The 24,305-nt window shown below is 44.5% G+C and carries 21 protein-coding genes; 5 read left to right on the top strand and 16 right to left on the bottom strand.

The genetic code is table 11. The annotated features are described in order from the left end of the window. Positions 1–105: 105 nt before the first annotated feature. The 16 genes from M1D30_RS04165 to gmd all read right to left on the bottom strand — a co-directional run bounded on the left by M1D30_RS04165 (position 106) and on the right by gmd (position 18,603). Entirely contained in the window at positions 106–1,248 is a 1,143-nt protein-coding gene (locus tag M1D30_RS04165) for a Fic family protein (RefSeq protein ID WP_248506561.1), read from the bottom strand. Between the two features lie 944 nt (positions 1,249–2,192). Further along, entirely contained in the window at positions 2,193–2,384 is a 192-nt protein-coding gene (locus tag M1D30_RS04160) for a hypothetical protein (protein ID WP_248506559.1), read from the bottom strand. Positions 2,385–2,521: 137 nt separating this feature from the next. Then, on the bottom strand, positions 2,522–3,073 hold the full coding sequence (locus tag M1D30_RS04155) for a DUF4411 family protein (protein ID WP_248506557.1): 552 nt from the start codon (positions 3,071–3,073) through the stop codon (positions 2,522–2,524). Next, positions 3,073–4,218, bottom strand: coding sequence for an ImmA/IrrE family metallo-endopeptidase (locus M1D30_RS04150; protein ID WP_248506555.1), 1,146 nt, complete (start codon positions 4,216–4,218; stop codon positions 3,073–3,075). The genes M1D30_RS04155 and M1D30_RS04150 overlap by 1 nt, the downstream gene beginning before the upstream one ends. A 215-nt stretch (positions 4,219–4,433) precedes the next feature. Beyond that, positions 4,434–4,664 carry a hypothetical protein gene (locus tag M1D30_RS04145; protein WP_248506554.1) on the bottom strand — a complete coding sequence of 77 codons (231 nt, stop codon included), beginning with the start codon at positions 4,662–4,664 and terminating at the stop codon, positions 4,434–4,436. After that, positions 4,630–5,346 carry a hypothetical protein gene (locus M1D30_RS04140; RefSeq protein ID WP_248506553.1) on the bottom strand — a complete coding sequence of 239 codons (717 nt, stop codon included), beginning with the start codon at positions 5,344–5,346 and terminating at the stop codon, positions 4,630–4,632. The genes M1D30_RS04145 and M1D30_RS04140 overlap by 35 nt, the downstream gene beginning before the upstream one ends. A gap of 48 nt (positions 5,347–5,394) precedes the next feature. After that, the gene (locus tag M1D30_RS04135) at positions 5,395–6,684 is read right to left on the bottom strand and encodes a hypothetical protein (RefSeq protein ID WP_248506552.1); all 1,290 of its coding nucleotides are present in this window, start codon (positions 6,682–6,684) and stop codon (positions 5,395–5,397) included. A gap of 68 nt (positions 6,685–6,752) precedes the next feature. Then, the gene (locus M1D30_RS04130; protein WP_248506551.1) at positions 6,753–7,784 is read right to left on the bottom strand and encodes a DUF2971 domain-containing protein; all 1,032 of its coding nucleotides are present in this window, start codon (positions 7,782–7,784) and stop codon (positions 6,753–6,755) included. Positions 7,785–7,786: 2 nt separating this feature from the next. Further along, entirely contained in the window at positions 7,787–9,358 is a 1,572-nt protein-coding gene (locus M1D30_RS04125) for a hypothetical protein (RefSeq protein ID WP_248506549.1), read from the bottom strand. Between the two features lie 5 nt (positions 9,359–9,363). Next, positions 9,364–10,830, bottom strand: coding sequence for a hypothetical protein (locus M1D30_RS04120; RefSeq protein WP_248506547.1), 1,467 nt, complete (start codon positions 10,828–10,830; stop codon positions 9,364–9,366). Continuing rightward, positions 10,823–11,941 carry an HNH endonuclease gene (locus tag M1D30_RS04115; protein ID WP_248506545.1) on the bottom strand — a complete coding sequence of 373 codons (1,119 nt, stop codon included), beginning with the start codon at positions 11,939–11,941 and terminating at the stop codon, positions 10,823–10,825. The genes M1D30_RS04120 and M1D30_RS04115 overlap by 8 nt, the downstream gene beginning before the upstream one ends. Then, positions 11,941–14,373: an ATP-binding protein gene (locus tag M1D30_RS04110; protein WP_248506543.1), complete on the bottom strand. Its 2,433-nt coding sequence runs from the start codon at positions 14,371–14,373 to the stop codon at positions 11,941–11,943. The genes M1D30_RS04115 and M1D30_RS04110 overlap by 1 nt, the downstream gene beginning before the upstream one ends. A 456-nt stretch (positions 14,374–14,829) precedes the next feature. Next, positions 14,830–15,741: an AbiH family protein gene (locus M1D30_RS04105; protein ID WP_248506541.1), complete on the bottom strand. Its 912-nt coding sequence runs from the start codon at positions 15,739–15,741 to the stop codon at positions 14,830–14,832. A 1-nt stretch (position 15,742) separates the two neighbouring features. After that, a complete protein-coding gene (locus tag M1D30_RS04100) occupies positions 15,743–15,931 on the bottom strand; it encodes a hypothetical protein (protein WP_248506539.1) in 189 nt (62 codons plus the stop codon). A gap of 200 nt (positions 15,932–16,131) precedes the next feature. After that, positions 16,132–17,406 (bottom strand): GDP-L-fucose synthase, encoded by a 1,275-nt coding sequence (locus M1D30_RS04095; protein ID WP_248506538.1) that lies wholly within the window; start codon positions 17,404–17,406, stop codon positions 16,132–16,134. Positions 17,407–17,499: 93 nt separating this feature from the next. After that, complete coding sequence (gene gmd, locus M1D30_RS04090; RefSeq protein WP_248506536.1) at positions 17,500–18,603, bottom strand: GDP-mannose 4,6-dehydratase; 1,104 nt, start codon at positions 18,601–18,603, stop codon at positions 17,500–17,502. Positions 18,604–19,080: 477 nt separating this feature from the next. On the opposite strand from gmd, the gene M1D30_RS04085 reads away from it, so the two are divergent. The 5 genes from M1D30_RS04085 to M1D30_RS04070 all read left to right on the top strand — a co-directional run bounded on the left by M1D30_RS04085 (position 19,081) and on the right by M1D30_RS04070 (position 24,078). Then, positions 19,081–19,419 (top strand): hypothetical protein, encoded by a 339-nt coding sequence (locus tag M1D30_RS04085; protein ID WP_248506534.1) that lies wholly within the window; start codon positions 19,081–19,083, stop codon positions 19,417–19,419. Positions 19,420–19,569: 150 nt separating this feature from the next. After that, positions 19,570–21,876, top strand: coding sequence for a VapE domain-containing protein (locus M1D30_RS04080; RefSeq protein WP_248506532.1), 2,307 nt, complete (start codon positions 19,570–19,572; stop codon positions 21,874–21,876). 1,048 nt (positions 21,877–22,924) lie between these two features. Then, entirely contained in the window at positions 22,925–23,407 is a 483-nt protein-coding gene (locus M1D30_RS04075) for a DNA-binding protein (RefSeq protein ID WP_248506531.1), read from the top strand. A 123-nt stretch (positions 23,408–23,530) separates the two neighbouring features. Then, positions 23,531–23,641: a smalltalk protein gene (locus tag M1D30_RS13785; RefSeq protein WP_371874168.1), complete on the top strand. Its 111-nt coding sequence runs from the start codon at positions 23,531–23,533 to the stop codon at positions 23,639–23,641. A gap of 2 nt (positions 23,642–23,643) precedes the next feature. Continuing rightward, complete coding sequence (locus M1D30_RS04070; protein ID WP_248506529.1) at positions 23,644–24,078, top strand: N-acetylmuramoyl-L-alanine amidase; 435 nt, start codon at positions 23,644–23,646, stop codon at positions 24,076–24,078. Positions 24,079–24,305: the final 227 nt, after the last annotated feature.

Raw genomic sequence — 24,305 nt, 5'->3', positions numbered from 1 at the left:
TATTTATTGCGCCACGACAACAAAAAAAAGCAGCAGTAACCGACCTGTGAGTCCCTTTCCAAGGGACGGCGACAGCAGGGATGTAGGGGGCCTTGGGGGAATCAATCACTGTGTCACAAACACCCGCCAGCTGCCATCCTTCTCGCCCCGCTCCACATACTTCTTCTCAATCAGCCTGTCCAGCAGTTTCTGTATGGCAGCCATGCTGATGCCCGTTTCTTCCATCATGTCTGCCAGCGTCAGCGTAGGCAGCGTGCGCATGGCGTTCAGAATCTTCGTGTAGTTCGGCGTACGGAAAGCTATCCTCTCCCCGTCATACCACCAAACGTTCTCATCCTTCTCGCTCACAAACAGCACATCGTTGTACACCTCCGTAGCCACCAACTCGTTGAAGTACTTCATGAAAGGCCTGATGTCCTTTATCTCAGCATGAGCACCGTCTGCAGGCACAGGCCCTACTTCCATATCAGCCTGATGCAGGGCCTCCAGATATTCGCTCTTCTTGCGGCTTCTCACCACTATCATCGGATAATCATGACGCATCAATATAAAGTTCACCATCAGGCGGGCAATACGTCCATTACCATCCTCAAACGGGTGAATGCGGATGTAGCGGTAGTGAAACAACGCCGCCAGTTCTATAGGCGACAACTTCCCTTCCTTTTCAGCCTCATTGTACCAATCCACCAAATCCGTCATCAGCCCTGGTGTCTCCTCTGGCGAAGCATACTCAAAACGGTCACCATAGCGGGTAATCACGCTGTTCGGTCGAGTTTTATACTGCCCAGCATGAACTGACGGAACAGCGAGCACAGTGCCGAGCTCGTTCGAGCATTGTCGAGTCGTGACGGAAGTCGACAATCCGTCAATAACATAGCTAGTTTGCTGTCCTCCGGGCAGATTGCGATACACCGTATAATCCTCCCTCAACAATGTTTTATGCAATGTTCGGATAAAGTTCTGCGTCAGCGGCATCTCCTTCACGCGAGCCTCCTCAGTCATCATCTTCAGCCCCACATTGCTCGCCGTCATCTCTTGTACTGCATGCACATCAGCCTCACCTATCACCTTTCCAAACAGCAACAGGATCTCCGTCTGCCCATACGTCAGCGTATTACCCTCAATATGGTTGCTGTTGTAGTTAAAGTCTACGGTGAATCTACGACTTAGCCTCTCCCTATCTTTCTCCGATAGAGGTTGTAACTCCTGCCATGCCGCCAGTGCCTTTTTAATATTCAGATGCTTCATACGGTGCGAATCATTGTAATTTCGGCTGCTAAGATACAAAAAAATCCCTAAATGGTTGTAACGTTACAACCTTTTTAACGTTTTTCTTACTAAAAAAGGCCGATTTCCATCAGAAATCAGCCCTATTTTCACATTTTTGCTCCACTTCAGTCTTAATTGGTTTTCGCCAACAGAGCCTTCGCGGTCATTAATTCGTTAAACTTTGAAACGTGAATGACCCTTGCATAATCTTTAATATGAGGCACAGACACATTCAAAGCCACCGAGCCCTATACATCATCATGTGATAAACAAATAATATCTATATTTTATTAGATATTTTCAAATTATCTACTATTTTTGACATTCATAATAGAATGGGGTCATGGTTTCGAATCCCAAGCGGATCATGCAAAAAAAACAGCTACAACTTCAAAGACTAAGTTATAGCCGCTTTTGCAGTTACTTGTAGTTACAACTATTGTACTACATATTCGTGATATTCGAGTGATTCGTGTTCAAAAATCCCCGTTTTCCATTCTCTCTGTCTAAAATTTTTCGTACCTTTGCCCGCCAAAAGACGAAAACATCATGCCCAGACAGCCAAGGAAACCATCAAGCACCGGTATCTTCCATGTAATGATGCGAGGTATTATAATCCAATCCTTATATAGACAGACCTTCTGTCCCGTGCGCTACATTTGCGCTACAATTCTTAATTTCCAGGAAAAAGAAGAAACTCGGAAGCCCTTTGTTTATCATGGTTTCCGAGTTTCTTTATGAGGTGCCTGGCGCACCAGAACCACCATTTCCAATTCTACATGATGTCTAATGTCAAATCATGCACGTTCGCGCGAGACGCTGACCTGTCCCCACTGTCTTCAGCGTAATCTGTGCGCCTTACTCTCTCCACGTGCCCCATATAAACCAAGAAAAGCCAGCCCATCGGCTGACCTTCCCATATCCTATTCATACTGATTCTTCCGTTTATACTCCTCCATCACCTCATTATACTTCGCTAGCCAGCGTTCCTCCTGTGTCATATCCGTAATTCCGTAGTTCCTGCCTCCGGGGGTACCATCAGGCTCATGCGACAGAGCCATCATCATCACGTGATAAATCCCCGTTCCTGATGATTCTCTAGCCTGTCTTGGCATTACTTTACCAATATTTTAGCCAACTCCTATTGTTGCGGAAAATGTACCCGTCCCCCCGTTCCTCTTGTTGCAACTCCGATATAAGGTTGCAACTGCTGTTTGCTTTTTATAATTTGTTGTAACTGCAGGAATAACTATCACATCGCTACATGGAATGACGTTGTTGACAAGAACTCTGCCAATGATATACACCTTGCTCCAATAAATTCACATAGAGCAGGAATCTTCTTAAATATCTTGCCATCATTCCCTGTTTTCGATTCTTCTGTCACAATACATATATTGGCCTCCTTGTCATCATGCAACCGGTTATACATAGTGAGAATCAGCTTACCATCCCCGCTGTTCAAGAAAGATTGTTTCATTATAGAATAGTTCACCTTCCCATTATTCACCAAAGCAGCCACAATGAAGTTCTTGTCAACCATATTATCAAACTTCTTGGTACTGTATGGCATCAACTCCTTCGTATCAACAATAAGGTCTTTTTGCTCTACTATAAAAGGATATGCTTTCAGTACAATACCCTTAGAAGTGAATTTAGCTTCATTCAATATAGCATCAAGAACAATAATCTCCTTACTTTGAAATTGGTTACGCACAAAATCGAAAAGCCGTCCGTCTTTGTCAAAAGGATGATAGTAGCGAGCCAGGGCCACAAGCGAACTGGTATCAAAATAGTATTCCATCACAAGTAAGCCTCCATCCTTTCAGGTTTCACATTCAACTGCTGGCAAAAAGTCGCCTCATCTATTACACCTCTATAAAGCGCACACTGCATGGTGTCACGAAACAGATTCGAAATAATTGGGCGTGGAGATGACATAACCGATTTTCCATCTTTCGCCTCCTGCTTTCGTTTTTCCTCTGCCCGTCTCACATTGGCCATGATACCACCTCTCACGAGCGCGTAGTCATCCTGACTCATCTTCTTCTCTATCACGAGACGGGTGTAAATGGCCAGCATACTTACATGCGTCGCGTCCGACATGCCTTTTATCATGTCGTGGGCATAGTCGTTTTTGGCATTGACATACTTCAGCCCGTCCAATTTTACAGCTTCATCACCCATCAAAAGGTAGAAAGCAAAATCATTGCACCATTTCTCTATCTCCGACAGGCCAGACGACAACTCATCCGAAACGTTTTCAACCTCTTCCACATTTATTACGCAATGCCCCAGCTCATGAGCCAATGTAAACAGTTCTCTCTTCAGTCGACCCTGTTGTCTCTTTACAACTATAACATTTGGTGCGATAAAGAAACCTTCAACATTACTCTTCTGTTTCTTATTGAAAGTCTCAACAAACTCAAACACATAAATATTTAGTTTAGCCAACTGATTAATTATGAACTTCAGATGATCCTTCTCGTCCTTATGGCTTCTCATCTTCAGCAGTCCACTAATCACACGAGCCGTTTCCCGAGGGTTGTCCTTTACGGTAAATGATGGCAACTGACGTTCAAAAGACACATCTGCCAACACATTGTATGTATCAAGCGTATTTTTCAGAGTTTCAAATTTGTCCACCATTTTCCGGGCTTCCAAATTGAGCTGACCATTAAAACTCTGCTTCCTGAAAAATATACTTGCATGAGACCCCTGCGACACTGGCGTAAAATCAATATAGTAGTATATACCCTTATTGAATATTTTATCTATACGCTTCAACAAAGCCATAGACATCTCATTAGTAAACACCTCCTCGCGGTTTAACGCCCGTTTGTGTCCACTATTAAGCATCGCCAAGAACTCCCCTACCGAAAGGTTATACAACCTCAAGAGATAGTGCAGACGCTCCAAGTTAATTTCTACTATACAGTCCTTAGTCATTTACGTTTTCTGGGCGCAAAGATAGGAATATTTTCCAATATAATCACATTTTTATACCAAAATCTTCTTTTTCAACCTATCTTTTTATTATTTCATCTGCGATAATCTACAAATCCCGTATATTATCCTCACGCTTTAGCTTGAGACTTTCCATGGTTTCCGTATGCCCCATATAAACCAAGAAAAGCCAGCCCATCGGCTGACCTTCCCATATCCTATTCATACTGATTCTTCCGTTTATACTCCTCCATCAAAGCCATCAGTCTCCCGAAAGCCTCCATCCTTTCAGACCTCATCTTCCCCGCATTCATCGCCTTCCGATTTGCCTTCACCCAGTTCAGCATATCATGCTCCTCAATCCGATGTTTAGATGGATTCCGATGGTTCTCTTCCAAGAACTCCATCACCTCCTTATATCTCACCAACCACCGTTCTTCCTGTGTCATTTCCATTCACCTTTTCTTGAGATTTCCTCATCAAATCTTCCGCTTTCTTTGTTACCCCATGAAGATACTCCTCCAAATAATCCTCATCTACCTCACCATTCAGCTCTCTTAAGCTCTTGAAATAATCAAATATAGGACAGATTACATCCAAGACATGAAATCCATACACACATACCGACGGTACATCATCATCCATTCTGAAAACCTTGGCAGAATTATTCGGCAGAGGATATCTAGCGGCCCAACGAATCATATCTGACAAGCTTTGGAGTACATTCTTTGTAAGTTTCCCTCCAAATCCGCCTTTACGATAATCATTATTTCTATCCAGCATTCCCGCACGGTTAGCAAGAGAATACAAATCATGATTCCTACTCGCTTTTCCACCAATATCATGCAAGATAACATCATCGCCCGATATTTCAAAGTTAACCAACTCCGGCTGATTTTTTACGATGATTCCCTTTAGCCCATTCTCAATCCCAATACCGTAGTGATACAATGCATTTGACCACAAAGCAACGTATTTGTTCAGGTTCGACTCTTTCCTAAGGCTCAGCAAGAAATCCTTCTTCATGATGACATCTACAAGCAATTTATCCGCCACCATCTTTTGAGCAAAGGCATGTTCAAACCAAACCTCTGGATTCTTAAGTTTTATCAGATAGTCATCATTATTCATTTTCTCTTCCCTTTCACGATATTATAGAGTATTCTTTTCACTTTAGACTTACTTATCATGTACAAACAACCCCATCGTCTTTCTAAACACTTCCTTTGCCTCCACTTCGGCGACCTTTGCCTTAACCTTCATGTTGGTGAAAGCAATAAACACCAAAAATGCTTTTAAAATAGCAGAGTCAAATCCTTCTGATACAAGATAGACTCCTTTTTCAATTTGAAGGTATCCAGACACTGCTAGGAAAACTAGATACACAAAGTATAAAATAAATATCACATTGCTCGGATGAATTAAATAGATAGCCAATCGTTCTTTATACGATTCATATTCATGATTGCCCCAGTCACGTAATGGAGAATAGCGTATCATGCACTTCGTTGCCCTATATGAGTTTGAACACAGTAGAGATCCGACTGTAAAAACAATAAATGCTATAGTCTCGGGTTTGAGATCCAACCACCCCAAATGCGAGAATGCTGTCAAAATGATAGCCGGTAAGCCAAAAGCAAATAATGCCACAAAAAAATATGTACCTACTATAGTTATGAAAGGTAAACCTGCATGAATTATAATATACAAGACAGCAAATGGTATCGTCACAACCCACCTAATGACATTCAGCAACTTATTTGGATACTTAGAATATAACCATTCAGACAAAGAATAAATACATAGATAGCCTATAAAAAACAGAATCAGCCACCACTTATATCTTTCCATCAGCCAACAGAAGCCAGCAAAAGACAATCCGCCAATGATAACGATAGTACTCAGCAAAGTCCACAAGGTCGCATTCTCAGACATTTTGAGACTCTCTATAAAACGTCTCCACCTCTTTGGATTAATGCTTCGTATATGTTTTTGATTCTTACTTACAATATGATTCCTTTCGCACTCAAAATAGGCCCCTCTTTTCTTAGACTTATGATAAATCAATGGGTATTCCCAGACCTTCTCGTTATCCAATAATACCAGAAAGCAACTAGCCTCGACTATTCCATAAGTTCCTTTGCTATCATGATTCACTAAGCTTTTAACCACCTTCGAACCTGCTGCCCTTGCATCTTCATTTACCACATTGTCCATTATTTCATGAACCACATTAGAAATAACTGCTTCATTGCCCCGCGTCGGAATATCTGTCCACCACAAGAAGAAGACAAAAAGGACAAAGGATACTGGGGCCAGCAACCTATAACTGTCCCATACGAAAAACTCCACACTGCATGTTGCAGCAGCAAGAACTACCGCTGTTATTATTATCCACGGCCGTTCGAATGTTTTACGCATTGGGAATCGGAAACAAACATTCCCCTTTGAATTAGTCCATTTCTCCATTTCTCTCATTTATTATTGTCCCTTATGCCGAAATAGCATTGCCGACCTTTTTTTATTCTCCAACACTATTATTTTCTAACCAATTTTCCATTAATTATGTCATACTCAAACGACTTCATTGGACGCACATAGCCATCTTGATCTACCTTTGCCCAAATCAAGATATGCGGATACTTTCCATCGTCCGTCACAACAAAATGAGAAATACCTGTAAGAAACGGTTCCTTGCTCACCTCGCTCATGGCTGCTTCAACAAACGGGCGATACTTATACCCAACACCATCTGAATATCGGTCCCACTCAATGAGTTTTTCTATATCATATTCAACTTTGTTCGGGCAGTACTTATCTGCATCAGGATATCTGTCTTTCAATTCCTGCAATAACAACTTGTATGTATTATCTTTCAGAACTATCTTATAATAATCCAAATCCCGGCCCGAAAATAACTTCATAACATAGTCTATATCCTCGTCCTTCATTCTGCAGCCAAACACAAATCCCTTGATAGCCCTATAGTCAATCGTCAGGCTCTTACCACCTTTATCAAACACCAATCGGTGTTCATTCTCATGCTCCCATGCCTCCGACTTGTTACCAACGAGACATGATAATGCCACAGTCACATCATTCTCTCTGCGTAAACGTGAAATATCAAATTTGGGAAGTTTCTTTGAATAATTTACATCTATCTCATACATACCTCCCCATTTTCCATTTTCAAACGACCGAGCTAGTACATCGGTGTCAAAGATAATAGCGTATCCGCTATGGCCGCTTGCATAATAAGCCCACATCAACTCATTATCTATTTTTTTGCTGAGGGAATATATACCAGAGTCCCGAATGATGCCTTCATAAAATTCAATATATCGTTCCCTTACCATATTGATACTATCCTTCGCACCCAGTTTCTTGAAAAGCTCCAGTTGCATCTCGAAGATTCTGTCATCCACGAGTGCTTCCGTTGGATCATTCAACTGAGCAACCGTAGGAACATAAATCGTATCTTTGGCCAACATATTAATGTCCCTTTCAAAGATATCATTTCCCTGGGCATCTTTTTGGCCTCTTCCTGAACGATATTTATATGCTATCATAATTATTCCTTTCCTCCTTTCTTCAACTGCCCAATCAAATCCTCAATTCTCTCTTCCAACATCCGCTGTCCTCTTACTTCCATCAACATCTTTGCCGATGGCCACTCTGTTTCTATCCTCTGCAGTAACCATTTTACAATATTATCAGCCAGCGTCATACTACATTCCGAAAATACCGTCAACAATGCTACAATGCTCAGCACATTATCCAGCATCACCTCATGCAGATAGTCCCGACAACCATCATCCTTTAGCTTCGCAGCCATCTCTACAGCCACTCTAAACGGCACAGTAAAATCATCTCTTAGTATATATTCGTTATCGCAGCGCCGATACTCATGCAAATAGACATCCACCAAGGTTTTCCATAACGGGAATAAGCTACTATCCTCAACTGTCTGAATTTCAAACACCCTAAATAGGCAACATATTAAATACGCTTCCCGTCTTGCTTCTGCGTAAACCTGCTGGTAGTCCAAATTCCATCCCTGAAACCGCGTCGCAACACCATTTACAAATCCACCAAAATCCAAATCTGGACTAATTAAAGACATCAGCTTCGCAATTGTTCGCTGTCGTTTCTCTTCAACTTTTGATTTCTTTTCCATATTGGAAAAGTTCTCTTTCATCAAGCACCCCTTCAGTTTCTCATATACTTCTTTTCCATAAGCCTCATCATGATCTTCCACTGCCTTATTTGCCATCAGCAATAGCATATTCAGATTCAAATCCTTTTCTGGTATTGATTTTAACTGAACAACTTTCGACAAGTCATCCCATATCTGATATATGCAGCGATTATAACTCGCGCTATACGGATTACTCAAGGTGTCATCTCTTAGCGGCTCATTGGTTGCCCATGCTAGAATTTTTTCAGGTTGCAAATGCAGTGCAAAACAATCCATGATTTCATGAATCATCACAGGCAGTTCTTTCTCCCATTCTCCTCTTACTGTTTGGCCTTCCTTTTTCAGTTCCTGTGCCTTAGGATTCTTATCATAATTTCCACGCTCATCATCATAACTTATCAGATGTCCGCATGCCCTCGTAAGCCATTCAAACCAATGATCCAAAAGCGACAGCACGAACGTATGCGGATAATCCAGTCGTCTAACGTCTATCGTCTTCAGTACATTGCAAAAATCACGATGGCTTTTTAAGCAATAACAAAAAGCTTTCTGCAAAGGTACGTAACGAAGGTTAAACAGTATCTCCGTCCATTTAGCATAGTATTCTTTCTCTATCAGATTATGGCTAGCTACAAGAATAGCAGCAGGCAGTAGTGTCAATGATGCTACGTATTCCAAACTTCTCAACTCCGTCACTTGTTCCTCATCACTCCCCTCCGTAAATAACTTCAAATAGTGTTCGTCAGTCCCTGCATAGCTAATGCATTTGACCATTATCACTTTGGCATCGATAGTTGCTGCCGGATTTTCAGCCACTACCTCCGCCTCTTTACGTATCCTCTCCTGCTCTTTTGCCCATTCTAAATCTATTTCTTGTGCAGAAGCCAGTTCTCTCGACAACATCATGGAGAGGTCATTATTTATAAACAAATCTTTCCTTTCCATTCCATTTACTCAATTTTGTATGAAACACTCCTGTCGTCACACCACCCACGTAGTAAATTCTCTAATTCCATATGGGCACTATCAAAGAGTTTGATGATGCAACAAGCTCTCGTACCGAACTCACTTAATGAGGAACCTATCTGCCACCCTTCTTCTTCAGTCAGCACAAATCTGTCATGCAGACGTCCTTGTCCTGTAACGCAATAAATATCAACATTATTCCCATTCACATTTGCGTTAAAACTTACTACTAAAGCCTTCAGATCACTCTCTATATCTTGAAACTTTTTTTGCAGGCCATGCGCAACATCCTCCAATTGTTCTTTGCAGTTCACGATAGTTATCTCAAGGTCTTTTTCGTTTGCCAATGGCATGATATATTCATTAAACTGGTCTATTGCAAAGTATGGGTCTGCTATCAACAGGTGCTTTTTCGCCCTTCCCAGCATCTTTTCCACACAATCTTTGGCTTCATTCTTGTTCTCAGCCTTCTTGGTTGGATCTCCGTCAAAATACACGAACTCCATCCTCGACCGTTTTATCTTTGCCTCTTTTTCAAGTATTGCCGCTCTCAGATAGTGTTCCAATCCCACGGTCTTGACTGGTAACGGCGATGGTTGTTTCTTTTGGCGTTGGTTTGAATAAAACGACACAGTAGAACCAAAGAACACTATACTCCTCAGGAAGAAGTATACCTCACCTGCTCCATTTTCCACATCAAGGTCTATCCTTCTTGGCCTACTCCCCATTTGGACTAAAGCAAACGTCTGTCCTTTTGTCACTTGCTGGGTAAAAACATTGGGGGTACTTTGCTTATCAGTCACTTTTTCCGTCACTTTCACATACACATCTTCTTTGGTCGCATCTACCCGCCAGTCTATTTCACACCTCACTGCAGGCATCATTGGCACCGTCTCTACATGCACAGCTTTAATAGGGCTATAATGTACCACATAGATACAACCTATATGTAGAGGATTGTCAGCAAGGTTGATACCAAGATGCTTCTTTGTAAAAGAACCTACTTTGTTAAGGTTGATATTGTGCGTTCCCAAGAAATTGTACATCTGTCTCTGCAAATCAAACCAAGCCCATGTTTGTTGCACAGATTGTGACTCTGGCAGCATGTCGGTCACAGAATCTATGTCAAAGTTTCCTTTTTTCAGCATGAATCCATGATTGCCAGGATCAGGATCTCTCCGCATATCTCCCCATAGCATTTCCACTTTGCCTTGCAACACCACGTGTGGCAATGGGTCGTCCTCTACGTTTGCAGTTATATCTACCTCATCAACATGCACACAAATATCAAACCTGCCATCGTTGTTAAAGTCTTTTCCTTTGGGATGCATATGCAGCGGTGATGGTGTAACCATATCTGGCCACAACTTCTCAAACACACAAAACAACATATAGTCTTTTTTCGTCTGCGTGTCATCAAGTGTCACTATAGTTCTACGGTATTTACTCATCCTTTTTTACCTGTTTCCAAATATCTTGTTTCATCGCCGTAAGAGGGCGCTTTAAAGCATCTTCCCTGTTTGGATATGTACCAAGAATATACCTTCCAAAGTCAAAGTCCTCTATCTGCAAATCCTTAAATTGGCTACTGGTAGCACTTACTATTCCATGTGTATAAATTCTGTTCCGCCAAAGCAGTTCCTCCACCTCATCCTCATGCTCTGCGTATATTTTGTCTATATCAAAGATGTAATTGAAGCGTTCTGCCAATGTTCCGTTTTTTCTTGCCCTTACACGTTTGGTAGGATTAGCCTCATCACACAGGTATGGCTTTATTCCCTTACACTTTCCTTTGGTATGGAAGTCTATCACGTCTTGCGGACTGATGGCAAAACGTAGCGGTGCAGGATCTGGATCACCCTCCTCATAATAGATAGAAAAAGGCAAATCTCGCGTCAACTTACGCTTATTGCACGAACTGCAACATGGTTGCAGATTATAGAAATTTGTACATAGATAGGGATATTTCGACTTTGGTTTATTATGGTCCATCTCATAATAACCACCTAGGCGGGGGATAACTATTGCTTTCTTCGGACGTCCAGGTTTGCCTAACATTATCTTCTCACGTACATCTTCTATGAGCGTCGTAATCGCAAACTGGGCGTTGCAATAAACACAAGTCTTTATCTCCAATTTATTAACATATTGGGGCAGTACTTCTTTTCTAACCTTGTTATATCCCATTATATCTACTATCAATTCATATAATGGTTGCTTTTTCTTTCCTCTCAGTTTTACTAATACTTCATCTACCTTTATTGTTCCCAACTCTCCATCAATCTCGCTCATCACACCATCATATTGCGATGGCAATAGATTGTTGATTTCATCATAGTGGCCAGCTATCTTGCCAACATACTTCGATACACTTTGGTATTCATCACCCTTATAACGATTCACATTGTCAGCTGTACAGACATAAATCTTAGTTGTTTGCTTTTTTAGCTCTTCAGTCAAGTTCCGCAAACAAGCCTCAACATCTCCCACTACGGTTTGTATATCTTTCACGTAGTCGGCAGCCATGTCTTTTATTCTTTTATCAATCAGTATTCTCCTCATCAGTTTTCCTTGTCCAGTCCCAACCTTTCATATTCTTTCTTCAGCCAAGCCTTATAGCCCAAACTATCCTTTCCGTATTTTTGTACGAACAATCTGCGTAATTGCATTTTCACGACATCATCACCTACCAGTTCTATCAGCTGGTCTGCCGATTTCATGTTCCACTGGCGTTTGCTTTGTTTGTCTAAGAGATATTGAACCAAATCATTAATCACCTCACTGGCAAACTCCCCAGCAAACCCTCCTTTCAGAAAAAAGCTCTCTGCAAGTAACTCATTGATATTCGATGCAAACGTCTGCACTTTCATTTCCGCTCTTGCATCTTTTCCATCTTTTAAATACAGAACATTGTTCTTTATCACATCACTAAGTATAAATGGCGAATGGGTCACAAACAGAAGGAAAATACTTTTCACATTCTCCAAGTTCGACTGTTTAATCTGATGCAACAACCTGTTAATATAACCCTTCTGATATTCTGGGTGGAAATATAGTTCCACCTCCTCAAATACCACAAACACATTTTTATATTGTATCTTGCTATTGTCCGTCTGATTGGCATCAAGGTTGCGCAGATGATAACTAAACGACCCGACGGAGTTCAGCCGTTGTCTTTCGCCAGAACTCATCGACGCCATTTCATGATATTTCACTGCTTCTTCATCCTGATATTTAATAATAATATCCCCGATAAAGATTGGCGGTGGCAACAATCCGATGATATTATTAATGCCTTTATATCCTACAATGCCTGTCAGCAACTTCTTTAATTCGCTAAAAGTTACATAGTATGTATCATCCACCTTTTCTTTATAATCTGGCAGGACTTCTTTTATAGGCTTTGCTCCGTAGTACTTGATATTGTCTTTATAGTTCTTGATGTAATTCAGTGACTGTCTCAGCTTTAATGTAGTATAGTCGTCTTTTTCCAGAATTTCATGCAAGTCACTTCTCATTCTCTTAAAGCCAATATTCTTTGAAATGGGGTTAACCAACATCTCGAAAGTTCTATCTTCAATGTAGCTATGATCCCTATAGGGGGTATAGGTATTCATAATTTCCATCACCTTATACAGCACATACAACTTGGCCGCATATAGTGGCTGTTTTCTCTTTTCTATAGCATCATTTAGGTTACAATCTATCTCTTTGCATTCTTTGCGCAGCATTTCCCACAACTCAATCACCCTTACTAGCCTATAAAATTCGGCATAGTTCATGTTTCTGAATGGTTCGCTTTGCAAAAACTTTTCTTTACTATCCTTGTAAGGCTTTATTGCATCGGCATGGTGCTGTTCCATGTAGCCAAACAACTTCGTCACATATTTATTGAAATCAGACTCACCGCTTCTGCCCATCCTCTCACTAGAAAGAACGTTTCCAGCTAGATCCCATAGCTTATTATACTGCTTATACAACTCATCAAACTCCTTCCAGAATTCCAGGAAGTGCTTGCTGAGGTTATTCTTTTCTTCGCTATATTTATCCTCTGCATGAATTAATGGTACAAAGTACACATCTACATTCTGCCACTCAAAATCCTCCCTATGGTATTCTATAAAGTAAGCCTCAATCGTTTTATCTACGAACTTCGATTCTTTCTCCTGATAAAAAGCATATCCAATGGCCTCTTCGTGCTCCTTTATTTTCCTTTCAATGTTGTTTTCACCCCCCACGGTATACAAACTCAACAGCCGTTGGTACGACAAATGATCCTCCCTATTCACATCTATATTACCGTCAGTACGCATGGGGTTCAGTACCACTGGTGTTTGATATGAATCATTCTTATGGAACAGTTCCTCCATCCAACTGCCGCCGTCTTTCGTTTCATTCATCATCGTGAGCGAATTATAGGCATAGAGCGAATAGTTTATCACCATGGTATAAAACAGTTCCTCCAAGTGCATCTCCTTCAGTTTCTGTTTCTTTGTGATATCATCTTCTCTCAAATCTATACCCTCCATTATTACACCGTCCTTATAGCACGATATATTAGGAATCCCGTTTGTATCAAAAGCCTTATCTCCTCCTTCACATCTAATCGCATAGATATGATTATCCAATTCATAATACAATATTCCAGCCACGCCTATGTTATAGTGTAGCGATTCTTGGTCTGTAAGGAAGCCAAAGGCGTGTGCAAAGTTATTCAACAGTCGTAATACCACCTCCACGAATGTACTTTTTCCATCTCCATTCTGACCCACAATTCCACTTACGGTGATGTCTATTTTATGCCCGTTATCACATGTAACACTGTAAAGTTTATATTCTGCGCCACGTTCTTGTTTCTTGCAAATCAGGTTATATGGATTGTCCTTATCCTCCTCATAATAATCAAAGAGGAGGTAAGGTACGCCTACCTTTAGGATTTTATGAACACTCTCAAAACATCCTTCCAATATTTTTATACCTAGAATTCTAAACATATAAGATAATTATTTCTTTGAATTACATTATTACCAACAAAGGGACATGTGCACTTTCCTACCCTATCCTTTCAAGCCTATCGAGGGGATCTCTCCACTTCAGTCGAGATGACACCTGAGGACGCATCCGTTCCATCCGAACTATCCGTGTTCAGAATAGATGCATTGAATCATGATGTTTGAATCATTTTAGTTTTTGTCTATGGCAAAAGTTTATGATTCTCACAATTCACGATTGCAAATATACAGATTTCCTTCGAACAAAGCAAGCAAACAGTGAAATTTTTTAAATTAATTTTATGTAGTTATGCCACCCCACCCTTTGAAAACAATAAAGGGCCTTCGCACATCCTTGTACGAAAGCCCTTTGTTTTTCACACGATATACTTATCTAAATCAAATCAGAGAGATTCAATGACATTTCTCATCCAAGCTTTGCCATCAGTTAATCTATCCCTACGACTTCAAATCCCCAATCAGCCTATCAAGTTTATCACATTCCATGGGATTCTTCTCATATACCCCCTTCGTCATGATAAACTCCAGAGCAACCTTATTGAAGAGACTTCTTACATCTATACCATTCGCACGGAAATTATCCTTAATCTGCATGGCAGACCGCTCATCGTACGTAATGATTGTAATATGTCGCTTCTCCTCCTGAGGAATTCGCATTTCCACCAATTGCAAGAAATAATCCTTGAAATACGGGAAGTCCATACCGTTAATAGAATGACCAAAGAAAACCACATGGTCAGCCATATTCAGATCCCTCAACAAATTTGTATAGCGATAATACGGACTATTAGACTTTATCAAGAAAGTCAACTGCGGAGGGATTGAAGAAAAATCCTCCATCTCTATTCCCAAGATTATCTGCTCATTCGGGGCTAACGAGCCATGAACATATTGAACAAGAGGCAACTTAGACACATGGAAACGCTGACTCATTTTCGCGATGTCAGTATAGTTAAACGTATAGATACATTTAAACACCTGCCTAGAGTCAATCACCTTCAGCAGCCGCTCTGCCACACTGTTCTTCGTCGGAGTGAAACTCTCCTGCTGCTGTTTAATATACGCCCTCAGTTCCTGAATCAGAATCTGAAAAGAGTCGTAATATTCAGAAACATCGGAAGTTCTCCTTATCCTACCCTTCAAGTTTTTAGCACCCTCAAGCAGACCCGACTCTAAATCAAACCAGTTATGAGTAACGCGATACTTCTCCAGAGAATTGATAAGATACGGCTCAGGACATTCTCCCTTCACCTCATCCCATCTGTCGCTTTCCCAGAATTCCGAATACCGAGTATGAAGTCCCAGGTCAAGATCAAATCCATTACCTAAGATTAACAAGTTCTCACCCATTTCACTCCCCATTGTATAATTCCAGAGCCTCAGCGCTAAACGTCCTTTCGCTAAAGCCCTTACCATCAGAAGACCACACACAAACCACCTTCCCCATCTCAATCTCATTAACAGTCATAACGATAGGAAAATGCTTCAATGCATCACTCTTCAGAATAACGATATCACCAATTTTAAACTGTTGTTCCATATCACTAACATTATTTATGTTTTACCTACCAATCCCACAGGTGCCATTCTCCTTGAATCATTCACCATGAACCCTGAACCAATAACAATAAAATGGCATAGCCTCATCAGCTATACCCCTTTAACAATCTCCTTAATCATTCGCTCGGCTCTGCCGCTTTGCTCTGCAAAGAACCATGAACAGTCATTATTCCATCCACCTCATGCCATCGCGAGACACTGACTGTCCCCGCTGTCCTGCAGCGATTCCTTGTACCAATCAAACAGTTTCTGGACACCATCCTCGATCTCGACTTTATGCGTCCATCCGAGGCTGTGCAGCTTCGAGACATCGATGAGCTTGCGCATGGTTCCATCAGGCTTAGATGCATCAAACTCTACTGTGCCCTCAAAGCCGACGGCCTTGACGACGAGCTCAGAGAGTTCACGGATGGTGAGTTCCTTACCTGTGCCCACGTTGATGTGACAGTTGCGAATCTCACCAAGACTCGGAATGGCGCCACCACGACCAGCACTGTGGTTACGATCTACGGCACCATCGGTTGCAGCACCGTAATGAACCGACGAATATTTCTCGATGCCAATCACATCCTTAAAGTCCACGTTCAGTAGCACATGCACTGAGGCATCAGCCATGTCCTCAGACCACAGGAACTCACGCAATGGCGTACCAGTACCCCACAACACCACCTTGTTGTCAAAAATGCCATACTTACCAAGAACATCTAGGGCCTTTTTTCTATTTTCTAACATCGAAATACCCGAAAGACTCGATTTTTTGTTATTTTCGTGATTTTCGATGTTCTCTTCACACAGGCCTTCGCCTGTAACACCCTCAACAGGACGCTTGTTCAGGTCAATCGCAATCTTGTCCCACGCCCCATCGTGGATGAGCTTCGCCAGATACACCTTGCGCATCATCGCCGGCATCACGTGACTGTTCTCCAAGTGGAAGTTATCGTTGGGGCCATAGAGATTCGTCGGCATCACCGCAATGTAGTTGGTGCCGTACTGCAGGTTGTAGCTCTCACACATCTTCAAGCCAGCGATTTTCGCAATGGCGTACTCCTCGTTGGTGTACTCAAGGGGACTTGTCAACAAGCAATCTTCCTTCATGGGTTGTGGCGCATTCTTCGGATAAATACACGTCGAACCCAAGAACAGCAACTTCTTTACGCCATGGGCATACGCCTCTGAAATCACGTTGCACTGAATCTTCATGTTCATCATGATGAAGTCAGCACGATACAGCGAATTAGCCATGATGCCACCGACAAATGCGGCAGCCAGCACCACCGCCTCCGGCTGTTCCTCATCAAAGAACTTCTTCACTGCCACCTGGTCAGTCAAATCCAGTTCCTTGTGACTTCTACCAACAAGATTTGTATAACCTCGTTGAAGCAAATTATTCCAAATGGCAGAGCCCACCAATCCATGGTGACCTGCCACATATATCTTACTTTCTTTACTTAACATCTTAACATTTTTGTTTTAACATCGAAATGCACTAAAAACTCTAATATCTTTCGTTTCTTCCGTGTCTTTAGATGTTAATCTTTATATGTTCTGTTACTTCACGATGCCCTTTTCGAGGTACTCAGCCAAGTTTGTGCGTACCTTCGCAGCAGCGCCCTCGGCGGCAACCTTGGCGATGTCGTGTTCCACCATAATCTTCACGAGCTCCTCGAAAGATGTCTTGCTAGGATTCCACTTCAACTTAGCCTTAGCCTTTGTGGGGTCACCCCAGAGGTTGACTACGTCCGTAGGACGATAGAAGTCTTCTGAGACAGCCACGAGGGTCTTGCCGATGAGGTTCTCAGGACCGGCCACGCAGATACCCTTTTCGTTGATACCCTCACCCTCGAACTTCAGTTCGATGCCAGCGTGCTTGAAGGCCAGCGTGGTGAACTCACGAACACTGTGCTGCACACCCGTGGCAATCACGAAGTCCTCAGGCTTGTCCTGCTGCAGGATGAGCCACATACACTCCACATAGTCCTTGGCATAGCCCCAGTCACGGAGGCTATCCATATTACCTAGATACAGACAATCCTGCACGCCCTGCGAAATACGTGCAGCAGCCAGCGTGATCTTACGGGTCACGAAAGTCTCACCACGACGCTCAGACTCGTGGTTAAACAGGATACCCGAGCAGCAATACATATTGTAAGCCTCACGATACTCTTTCACAATCCAGAAGCCATACTGCTTAGCCACAGCATAGGGGCTATAAGGATGGAAAGGCGTATTCTCGTTCTGAGGCACCTCCTCCACTTTACCATACAACTCAGATGTAGAAGCCTGGTAGATACGGCAAGTCTCCGTCAAACCCAGCTGACGCACAGCCTCCAGGATACGCAATACACCCACAGCATCCACGTCGGCCGTAAACTCAGGCGAATCGAACGACACCTGCACGTGACTCTGTGCAGCCAGGTTATAGATCTCATCGGGCTTCACCTTACCGATGACACCCAGCACACTCATCGAGTCGCCCAAGTCTGCATAGTGCAGATGAAAATGAGGCGTACCCTCCAAATGTGCTATACGCTCACGAAAGTCCACAGAACTACGACGAATAGTTCCATGTACGTCATATCCTTTTTCCAACAAAAACTCGGCCAGGTAACTTCCATCCTGACCAGTAATACCAGTAATAAGTGCTGTTTTCATATCTTATGTGAATCTTTTTATCTTATACCATTAAGGACATATGTTGAATATGAATGTGCAAAAGTACAACTTTTTTTTAATATCTCCCCTATTTTATCTTAAAAAACGCACTTTCACATCAATATTCAATAAACAAACACGGATTCTTTTTTTTATAACATCGAAAAACACGAAAGACTCGAATTATTTTTTTGTGACTTTCGAGTTTTTAGATGTTCATAAAATCATTCGTTTAATTCGTGTTCAAAAACAGAACGAAATGACAAGAAAAGCACATAATAATCTGTTGTCTTATTTTTTTATATATTTTTCGCCATTAAAAGTATAAATTTTCTTAAATCTTTGTGGGAGAATAGACGACTATAGACATCTCCATTATATAAAAATCTTGTTGTACCTTTGTATCGTAAAAGGCAACATACCGCCGCAATAAACACAATCGCTATTATCAACAATAACTTATAGTCTTTGTCAAAAATGACTTTCTTTAAAAACCCACCAATTCCTCCTATGGAGGAAGGTCCAGAACGAGAGTTGCTGACCTACATCATCCATGAAACGAAACGCATCAAGGGCCTCACTTCGTCCCTTGTGAAGGAAGGAGGCGTCAACAGCCGGTGGCTGCGGTGCGACGACCCTCGCAACATCCCATCCAAGCGCCTCCTGCGCATTCTTCTCCACACCATGGAGTTCATTGGTCGTGATGAGACGAAGCATCGTGCCGACGAACTCATCGACTATGTCTTCGACAACATCCTCCACTGGGGCCTCCTGCATGCCCGTGAGTCCCATGACTCTCCCACGAATCCCCCGTAATAAGCGAACACCGATCTAACGGATGAAACGGATATAATAATCCGTAAAATCCGAGTAATCCGTGGTCAATTAATAAACGAACACGGATCTAACGGATATAACGGATAATCCGTTCAATCCGAAAAATCCGTGTTCGAAAAGAAAGAAGATATGAAGATAGAAGAAATAAAACTCAGTATATTCAAAGACCTGCAGTCTTACGAAAGTAAGACAGTAGGTCTGGAAAGCGTGTTATGGTGGATAAAAAGCGATAAGAGCTTGGAGCAAAAAACCGAGCTCTATCGCAATATCGCAAAGACCATAACCCGCGACGAAGCCAATAAAAAAGTCAAGAACTCCATTATGCCGGCCTTCTCCGTGGCCGTAGTGTTCAACGGTCTGGGCAAGCAGACCACCCACGCCACGCGCGTCACAGGCCTGTCCATCTGCGACATCGACCATGTGGAGCGCGAGAAGATGGAAGAGATAAGAAGTAAGATCTGGGCAGACCCCCACACGGTCCTCGCCTATCGCACCGTGAGTGGCGAAGGCTTCCGCATCATCTTCTGCTATTCAGGCGTCTCATCCTGGGACGCCCAATCATCCGTTCCATCCGAGCCATCCGTGTTCGTAAACTCACCCGTGGTCACAGCGTTCTCGCCCCCCGAGAACGGCATACTCTATCGCGCAGCGTATAAGAAAGGCAACCAGTACTACGCCGATTTGTGCGGCGTGGCCTACGACGGCCAGTGCAGCAACATCACCCGCCTGAGCGGCATGGCCCACGACCCCGAGGCCGTGCTGAACCTCCAGGCGCAGCCCTTCCTCATCACCGACGACGAGGCAGCGGCAGCCAACACCGCAGCCGACACCGAGCCCGGCAAGCGCCGCAAGGACGACCCCGTGGGTACCCACCATGCCGAGGCCGAAGCCGCCTGGGCCGTCATCGAGCAGATGCTGGCCAAGCGCAACATCACCTACGGTCAGGGCACCCACCATCACTACGTGATGCATGCCGCCCATCTGTTCAACCACTTCGGCGTGGCGAAGGAAGACCTCCTGTCGTGGGCCGCCCAGAACTGGTGCGACTACGAGCAGAAGCAGCGCGAGAGCATCATCCACTGGGTGTATCAGAACCGCCAGCACGAATATGGCCGTTGGCGACTGAACAAGGCCGGGCGGCCCAAGGAAGTGTCGATGATCACCCTGCCCGACATCGTCACGTGGCTCAGCGAGAACAAGGTCGAAGTCATCTACAACCAGATCACCGACCAGACCTACTACCGCTGCGAGATGCTCAACCTGCGCGGCCAGGGCAATGGGCTGACGCCCCCCACCCCCGAGTGGCAGCAGATGGAAGACAGCGTGGTGTGCACCCTGCGCAAACTCATGGCCACCGACACCGCCAAGCGCGTGCTGAAGTCAGACGTGCGCGACATGATCATGAGCGACTATGCCCGCTGCATCCACCCCGTGCGCGACTATGTCCGTGATCTCCCCGCCTGGGACAAGACCGACCGCGTCAGCGAGTTGGCCGCCCATGTGCATGTAGACCCCGTGCAAGACAACCAAGAGCCCGCCGACGCCCAGCAGCTGTTCCAGTGGGCCCTCCACAAGTGGCTCGTGGCCACCATGGCCGACTGGCTGAGCGACGACATCTGCAACGAAACCATCCTCACCCTCATCGGTCCGCAAGGCATCTATAAGACCACCTTCTTCCGTTACCTCCTGCCGCCCTCGCTGCGCCCGTATTATTTGGAGAACTCCAGCAACTCCTTCTCGCAGAAAGACGACCAGATAGCCCTCGTCGAGAACTGTCTGGTGGAGATCGAAGAGATCGACATGTTCAAGGACCGCGACAACGCCGAGCTCAAGTCCTTATCGACCAAGGTCACCCTGAAGATCCGCCGCCCCTACGATAAGTTCGTTATGGCCAAGCACCGCCTGGCCTCGCTCTGCGCCACCGGCAACCAGGAGCGCTTCCTCACCGACGACACCGGCAACCGTCGCTGGCTCTGTTTCCGCGTGAACAACATCGACAACCCCCGCGCCTGGGACCTCGACTACGAGCAGCTCTATGCCCAGTTGCGCGACGAGTATTACGACGGCTTCAGCTACTGGTTCAACAAGCATGAAGAAGAGCGCATGAAGCAGCAGAACGAGTATTTCCGCATTGTGTCCGACGAAGAACAGCTCATCCGCTGTCGCTTCCGCCAGCCCAAGCCCGGCGAGCCCTTCAAGCGCCTCAACGCAGCCACCATCGCCCAGATGATCTCCTACGGTCGTCAGCCCATCACCTCGCGTCGCGTCTCCCTGGTCATGAAAGCCATCGGCTTCCACTCCGAGCGCAACAGCAAGGGCTGCTACTACAAGCTCTTCGAGATGGACACCAACGAGTCGCAGCGCGTCATCTCCGACATGCTCTCCGCCTCCGACCAGTGTAACGAATGTAGCGAAGAATTAGACCTTCCCTTCTAAGAAATATATTCACCTCCATCCAAATGCATTTCCATAACGCAATTTCCCATTTCTCATTACACTCATTACACAAATGTATTTATACATTTGAAAGAATTAGTTTAATCCGAACCATCCGTGGTCAATTAATAAACGAACACGGATCTAACAGATGAAACGGATAAACTGAAAATAATAATCCGTACAATCCGAACAATCCGTGTTCGTAAAAAAAAGAAAAAAAATTCGTTCAATTCGTGTCGCTCGGCTTTGCCGCTTGGCTCGTCCAAGAATTCGTGTTCAAAAATAAAAGAAAAATGAAAGCAATGTACAAAAGTGAGCTAGCCAAGCTAGCCGGGGTCTCCCCCCGCACCTTCCGCCGTTACCTCGCCACCCGTCGTCCCATCCTCACGGCCATGGGCGTCAGTCCCTTCGCCCGTAAACTTCCCCCTCCCGCCGTCCACTACATCTCTGAGGACTACTGCATCGACATCCCCGATAACACAGCGACTCTATCTAACAAAACGACCACGGATCTATCGGATTTAACGGATTACCCACCGCGCCAGCCGATAAAAACGATTCATCGCGGACCTGTGAGTCCCTTTCCAAGGGACGGCGCAAGCAGGGATGTAAGAGAGAATATCGCGTGTCCCGCGATACCAAAAAGGCACGGGAGTCGTCGGTCGTCCGCGACTCCCGTTTGCATCCCCCTATCTAGGGGGCCTTGGGGGTAGCACCCCTCTTTTGGTTCCTTTTCTCGGGTGAGCGAGAAAACGAACATAAAAAAATAGAAGATTTAGGTTTGTAAAGCGGACAGAAAGGGACAAGACCCTTTCCAAATGTAGTACCTTTGCAAACGAAATCAAGCCCCACAAGGGGCGCGACTTTCGCCCCATCGAAACCATCTGAACGCCCCGTTCAGATACCTCGAACGAACGATCGAGATAACCCCTTAGGGGGTATCGAGATAACCCGAACACCCCGTTGAGATTATCTCAACGCCCGATAGAGACTATCCGGATAAGTAAAAAATAATATGTTTAACTAAAAAATCCTTTTTAAAACAATGAGTCAGAAATTCATTAAAACACAAAACAAGAACACCGCCAGCAAAGCCTACTGCAAGTACTTTGCCCAAGCCATTTACGACAACCACTTCGTGGCCACCGAGGAGCTCGCCGACTTCATCCAGCGCCAGGCCTCCGTGAAGAAGAGCGACATCAAGGCCGTGCTCCAGGAGTTGGGCGAGGCCTTCAAGCACTTCTTCGAGATGGGTCAGAAGATCAAGCTCGACGGCATTGGCATCTTCAAGGTCGGCTTCTCGAGCATCGGTGTCGCCAAGATTGAGGACTGTGGTGCCCAGACCATCACCACCCGTCGCGTCCTGTTCCAGCCCGAGACCACCCGTGTTGTTGTCGGTCAGCAGAAGAAGGCCGACGGCTCTGTGAAGCAGAAGTACGTCAACGCCATCACCATGCTCAAGGACGTTGTCTTCGAGGAAACCCACGACAACGCCATGAACGTTGACAGTGAGCCCACGAATCCCTAATCCGTTCAATCCGAGTTATCTGTGGTCAATTTAGTAAACGAACACGGATCTAACGGATAAAACGGATAATCCGTACAATCCGAGTCATCCGTGGTCAATTAACAAATTTAATCCTTTTCAAAAATGAAACTATCCCCTTCATCTTGGAAGCAGCTGCTCCAGATCATCGCCACCATCATCACCACCATCGCCGGCACCCTCTGCGTGCAGTCCTGCTCACCTAATTGGTTTTAGCTATGCGACACATTAACCTCATTATCTGTCACTGTTCAGCCACGCGCGTCACGCGCGACTTCTCCCCCGAAGCCCTCGAGGCCTGTCACAAGGCCCGGGGCTTCACCACCACCGGCTACCACTACTACATCACCAAGGACGGGCACCTGCATAAGTGCCGCCCTGAGGACATGATAGGAGCCCACGCCCGTCGTTACAACGCCCACAGTATCGGCGTTTGTTATGAGGGAGGCCTCGATGCCAATGGCAAGCCTGCCGACACCCGCACCCCTGCCCAGAAGCAGACCCTCATCACGCTTCTTCGCGCCCTGAAGGCCGACTACCCCGATGCCCAGATCCTTGGTCATCGTGACCTTCCCTGGGTTTGCAAGGCCTGTCCCTGCTTCGATGCCCGTGCTGAATACAATCATCTCAAGCCCCTCACGCTTGAGCAGTAACTAACCCCCAAACCCGAATTTTTCCATGATACTTTTTAGACCGCCACCGCCAAAACAAAGAAAGCAGCTACAATCAATGTTGTAGCTGCTTTTGCATTATTGCAATGTCTCCCACCACCGCTCTGTCACGTCGACCGTAGTGGAGACATCTCCTTCATCATCACTACAAGACACAGACCTGTCACCACGGTCCTACTATTTACACTTACTGTTAGTGAGTTGACATA

Source organism: Prevotella sp. E15-22 (genome assembly GCF_023204875.1).
Taxonomy (GTDB): Bacteria; Bacteroidota; Bacteroidia; order Bacteroidales; family Bacteroidaceae; genus Prevotella.
This window is presented reverse-complemented; position numbering and strand designations above follow the sequence as displayed.

Coding starts and splice junctions, on each gene's coding strand:
- M1D30_RS04075 (WP_248506531.1), top strand. CDS start 22,925: ATGAGTCAGAAATTCATTAAAACACAAAACAAGAACACCGCCAGCAAA.
- M1D30_RS04100 (WP_248506539.1), bottom strand. CDS start 15,931: ATGGAACAACAGTTTAAAATTGGTGATATCGTTATTCTGAAGAGTGAT.
- M1D30_RS04080 (WP_248506532.1), top strand. CDS start 19,570: ATGAAGATAGAAGAAATAAAACTCAGTATATTCAAAGACCTGCAGTCT.
- M1D30_RS04150 (WP_248506555.1), bottom strand. CDS start 4,218: ATGACTAAGGACTGTATAGTAGAAATTAACTTGGAGCGTCTGCACTAT.
- M1D30_RS04105 (WP_248506541.1), bottom strand. CDS start 15,741: ATGGGTGAGAACTTGTTAATCTTAGGTAATGGATTTGATCTTGACCTG.
- M1D30_RS04130 (WP_248506551.1), bottom strand. CDS start 7,784: ATGATAGCATATAAATATCGTTCAGGAAGAGGCCAAAAAGATGCCCAG.
- gmd (WP_248506536.1), bottom strand. CDS start 18,603: ATGAAAACAGCACTTATTACTGGTATTACTGGTCAGGATGGAAGTTAC.
- M1D30_RS04165 (WP_248506561.1), bottom strand. CDS start 1,248: ATGAAGCATCTGAATATTAAAAAGGCACTGGCGGCATGGCAGGAGTTA.
- M1D30_RS04070 (WP_248506529.1), top strand. CDS start 23,644: ATGCGACACATTAACCTCATTATCTGTCACTGTTCAGCCACGCGCGTC.
- M1D30_RS04095 (WP_248506538.1), bottom strand. CDS start 17,406: ATGTTAAGTAAAGAAAGTAAGATATATGTGGCAGGTCACCATGGATTG.
- M1D30_RS04115 (WP_248506545.1), bottom strand. CDS start 11,941: ATGAGGAGAATACTGATTGATAAAAGAATAAAAGACATGGCTGCCGAC.
- M1D30_RS04145 (WP_248506554.1), bottom strand. CDS start 4,664: ATGACACAGGAAGAACGGTGGTTGGTGAGATATAAGGAGGTGATGGAG.
- M1D30_RS04140 (WP_248506553.1), bottom strand. CDS start 5,346: ATGAATAATGATGACTATCTGATAAAACTTAAGAATCCAGAGGTTTGG.
- M1D30_RS04135 (WP_248506552.1), bottom strand. CDS start 6,684: ATGGAGAAATGGACTAATTCAAAGGGGAATGTTTGTTTCCGATTCCCA.
- M1D30_RS04110 (WP_248506543.1), bottom strand. CDS start 14,373: ATGTTTAGAATTCTAGGTATAAAAATATTGGAAGGATGTTTTGAGAGT.
- M1D30_RS04155 (WP_248506557.1), bottom strand. CDS start 3,073: ATGGAATACTATTTTGATACCAGTTCGCTTGTGGCCCTGGCTCGCTAC.
- M1D30_RS04120 (WP_248506547.1), bottom strand. CDS start 10,830: ATGAGTAAATACCGTAGAACTATAGTGACACTTGATGACACGCAGACG.
- M1D30_RS04125 (WP_248506549.1), bottom strand. CDS start 9,358: ATGGAAAGGAAAGATTTGTTTATAAATAATGACCTCTCCATGATGTTG.
- M1D30_RS13785 (WP_371874168.1), top strand. CDS start 23,531: ATGAAACTATCCCCTTCATCTTGGAAGCAGCTGCTCCAGATCATCGCC.
- M1D30_RS04160 (WP_248506559.1), bottom strand. CDS start 2,384: ATGCCAAGACAGGCTAGAGAATCATCAGGAACGGGGATTTATCACGTG.
- M1D30_RS04085 (WP_248506534.1), top strand. CDS start 19,081: ATGACTTTCTTTAAAAACCCACCAATTCCTCCTATGGAGGAAGGTCCA.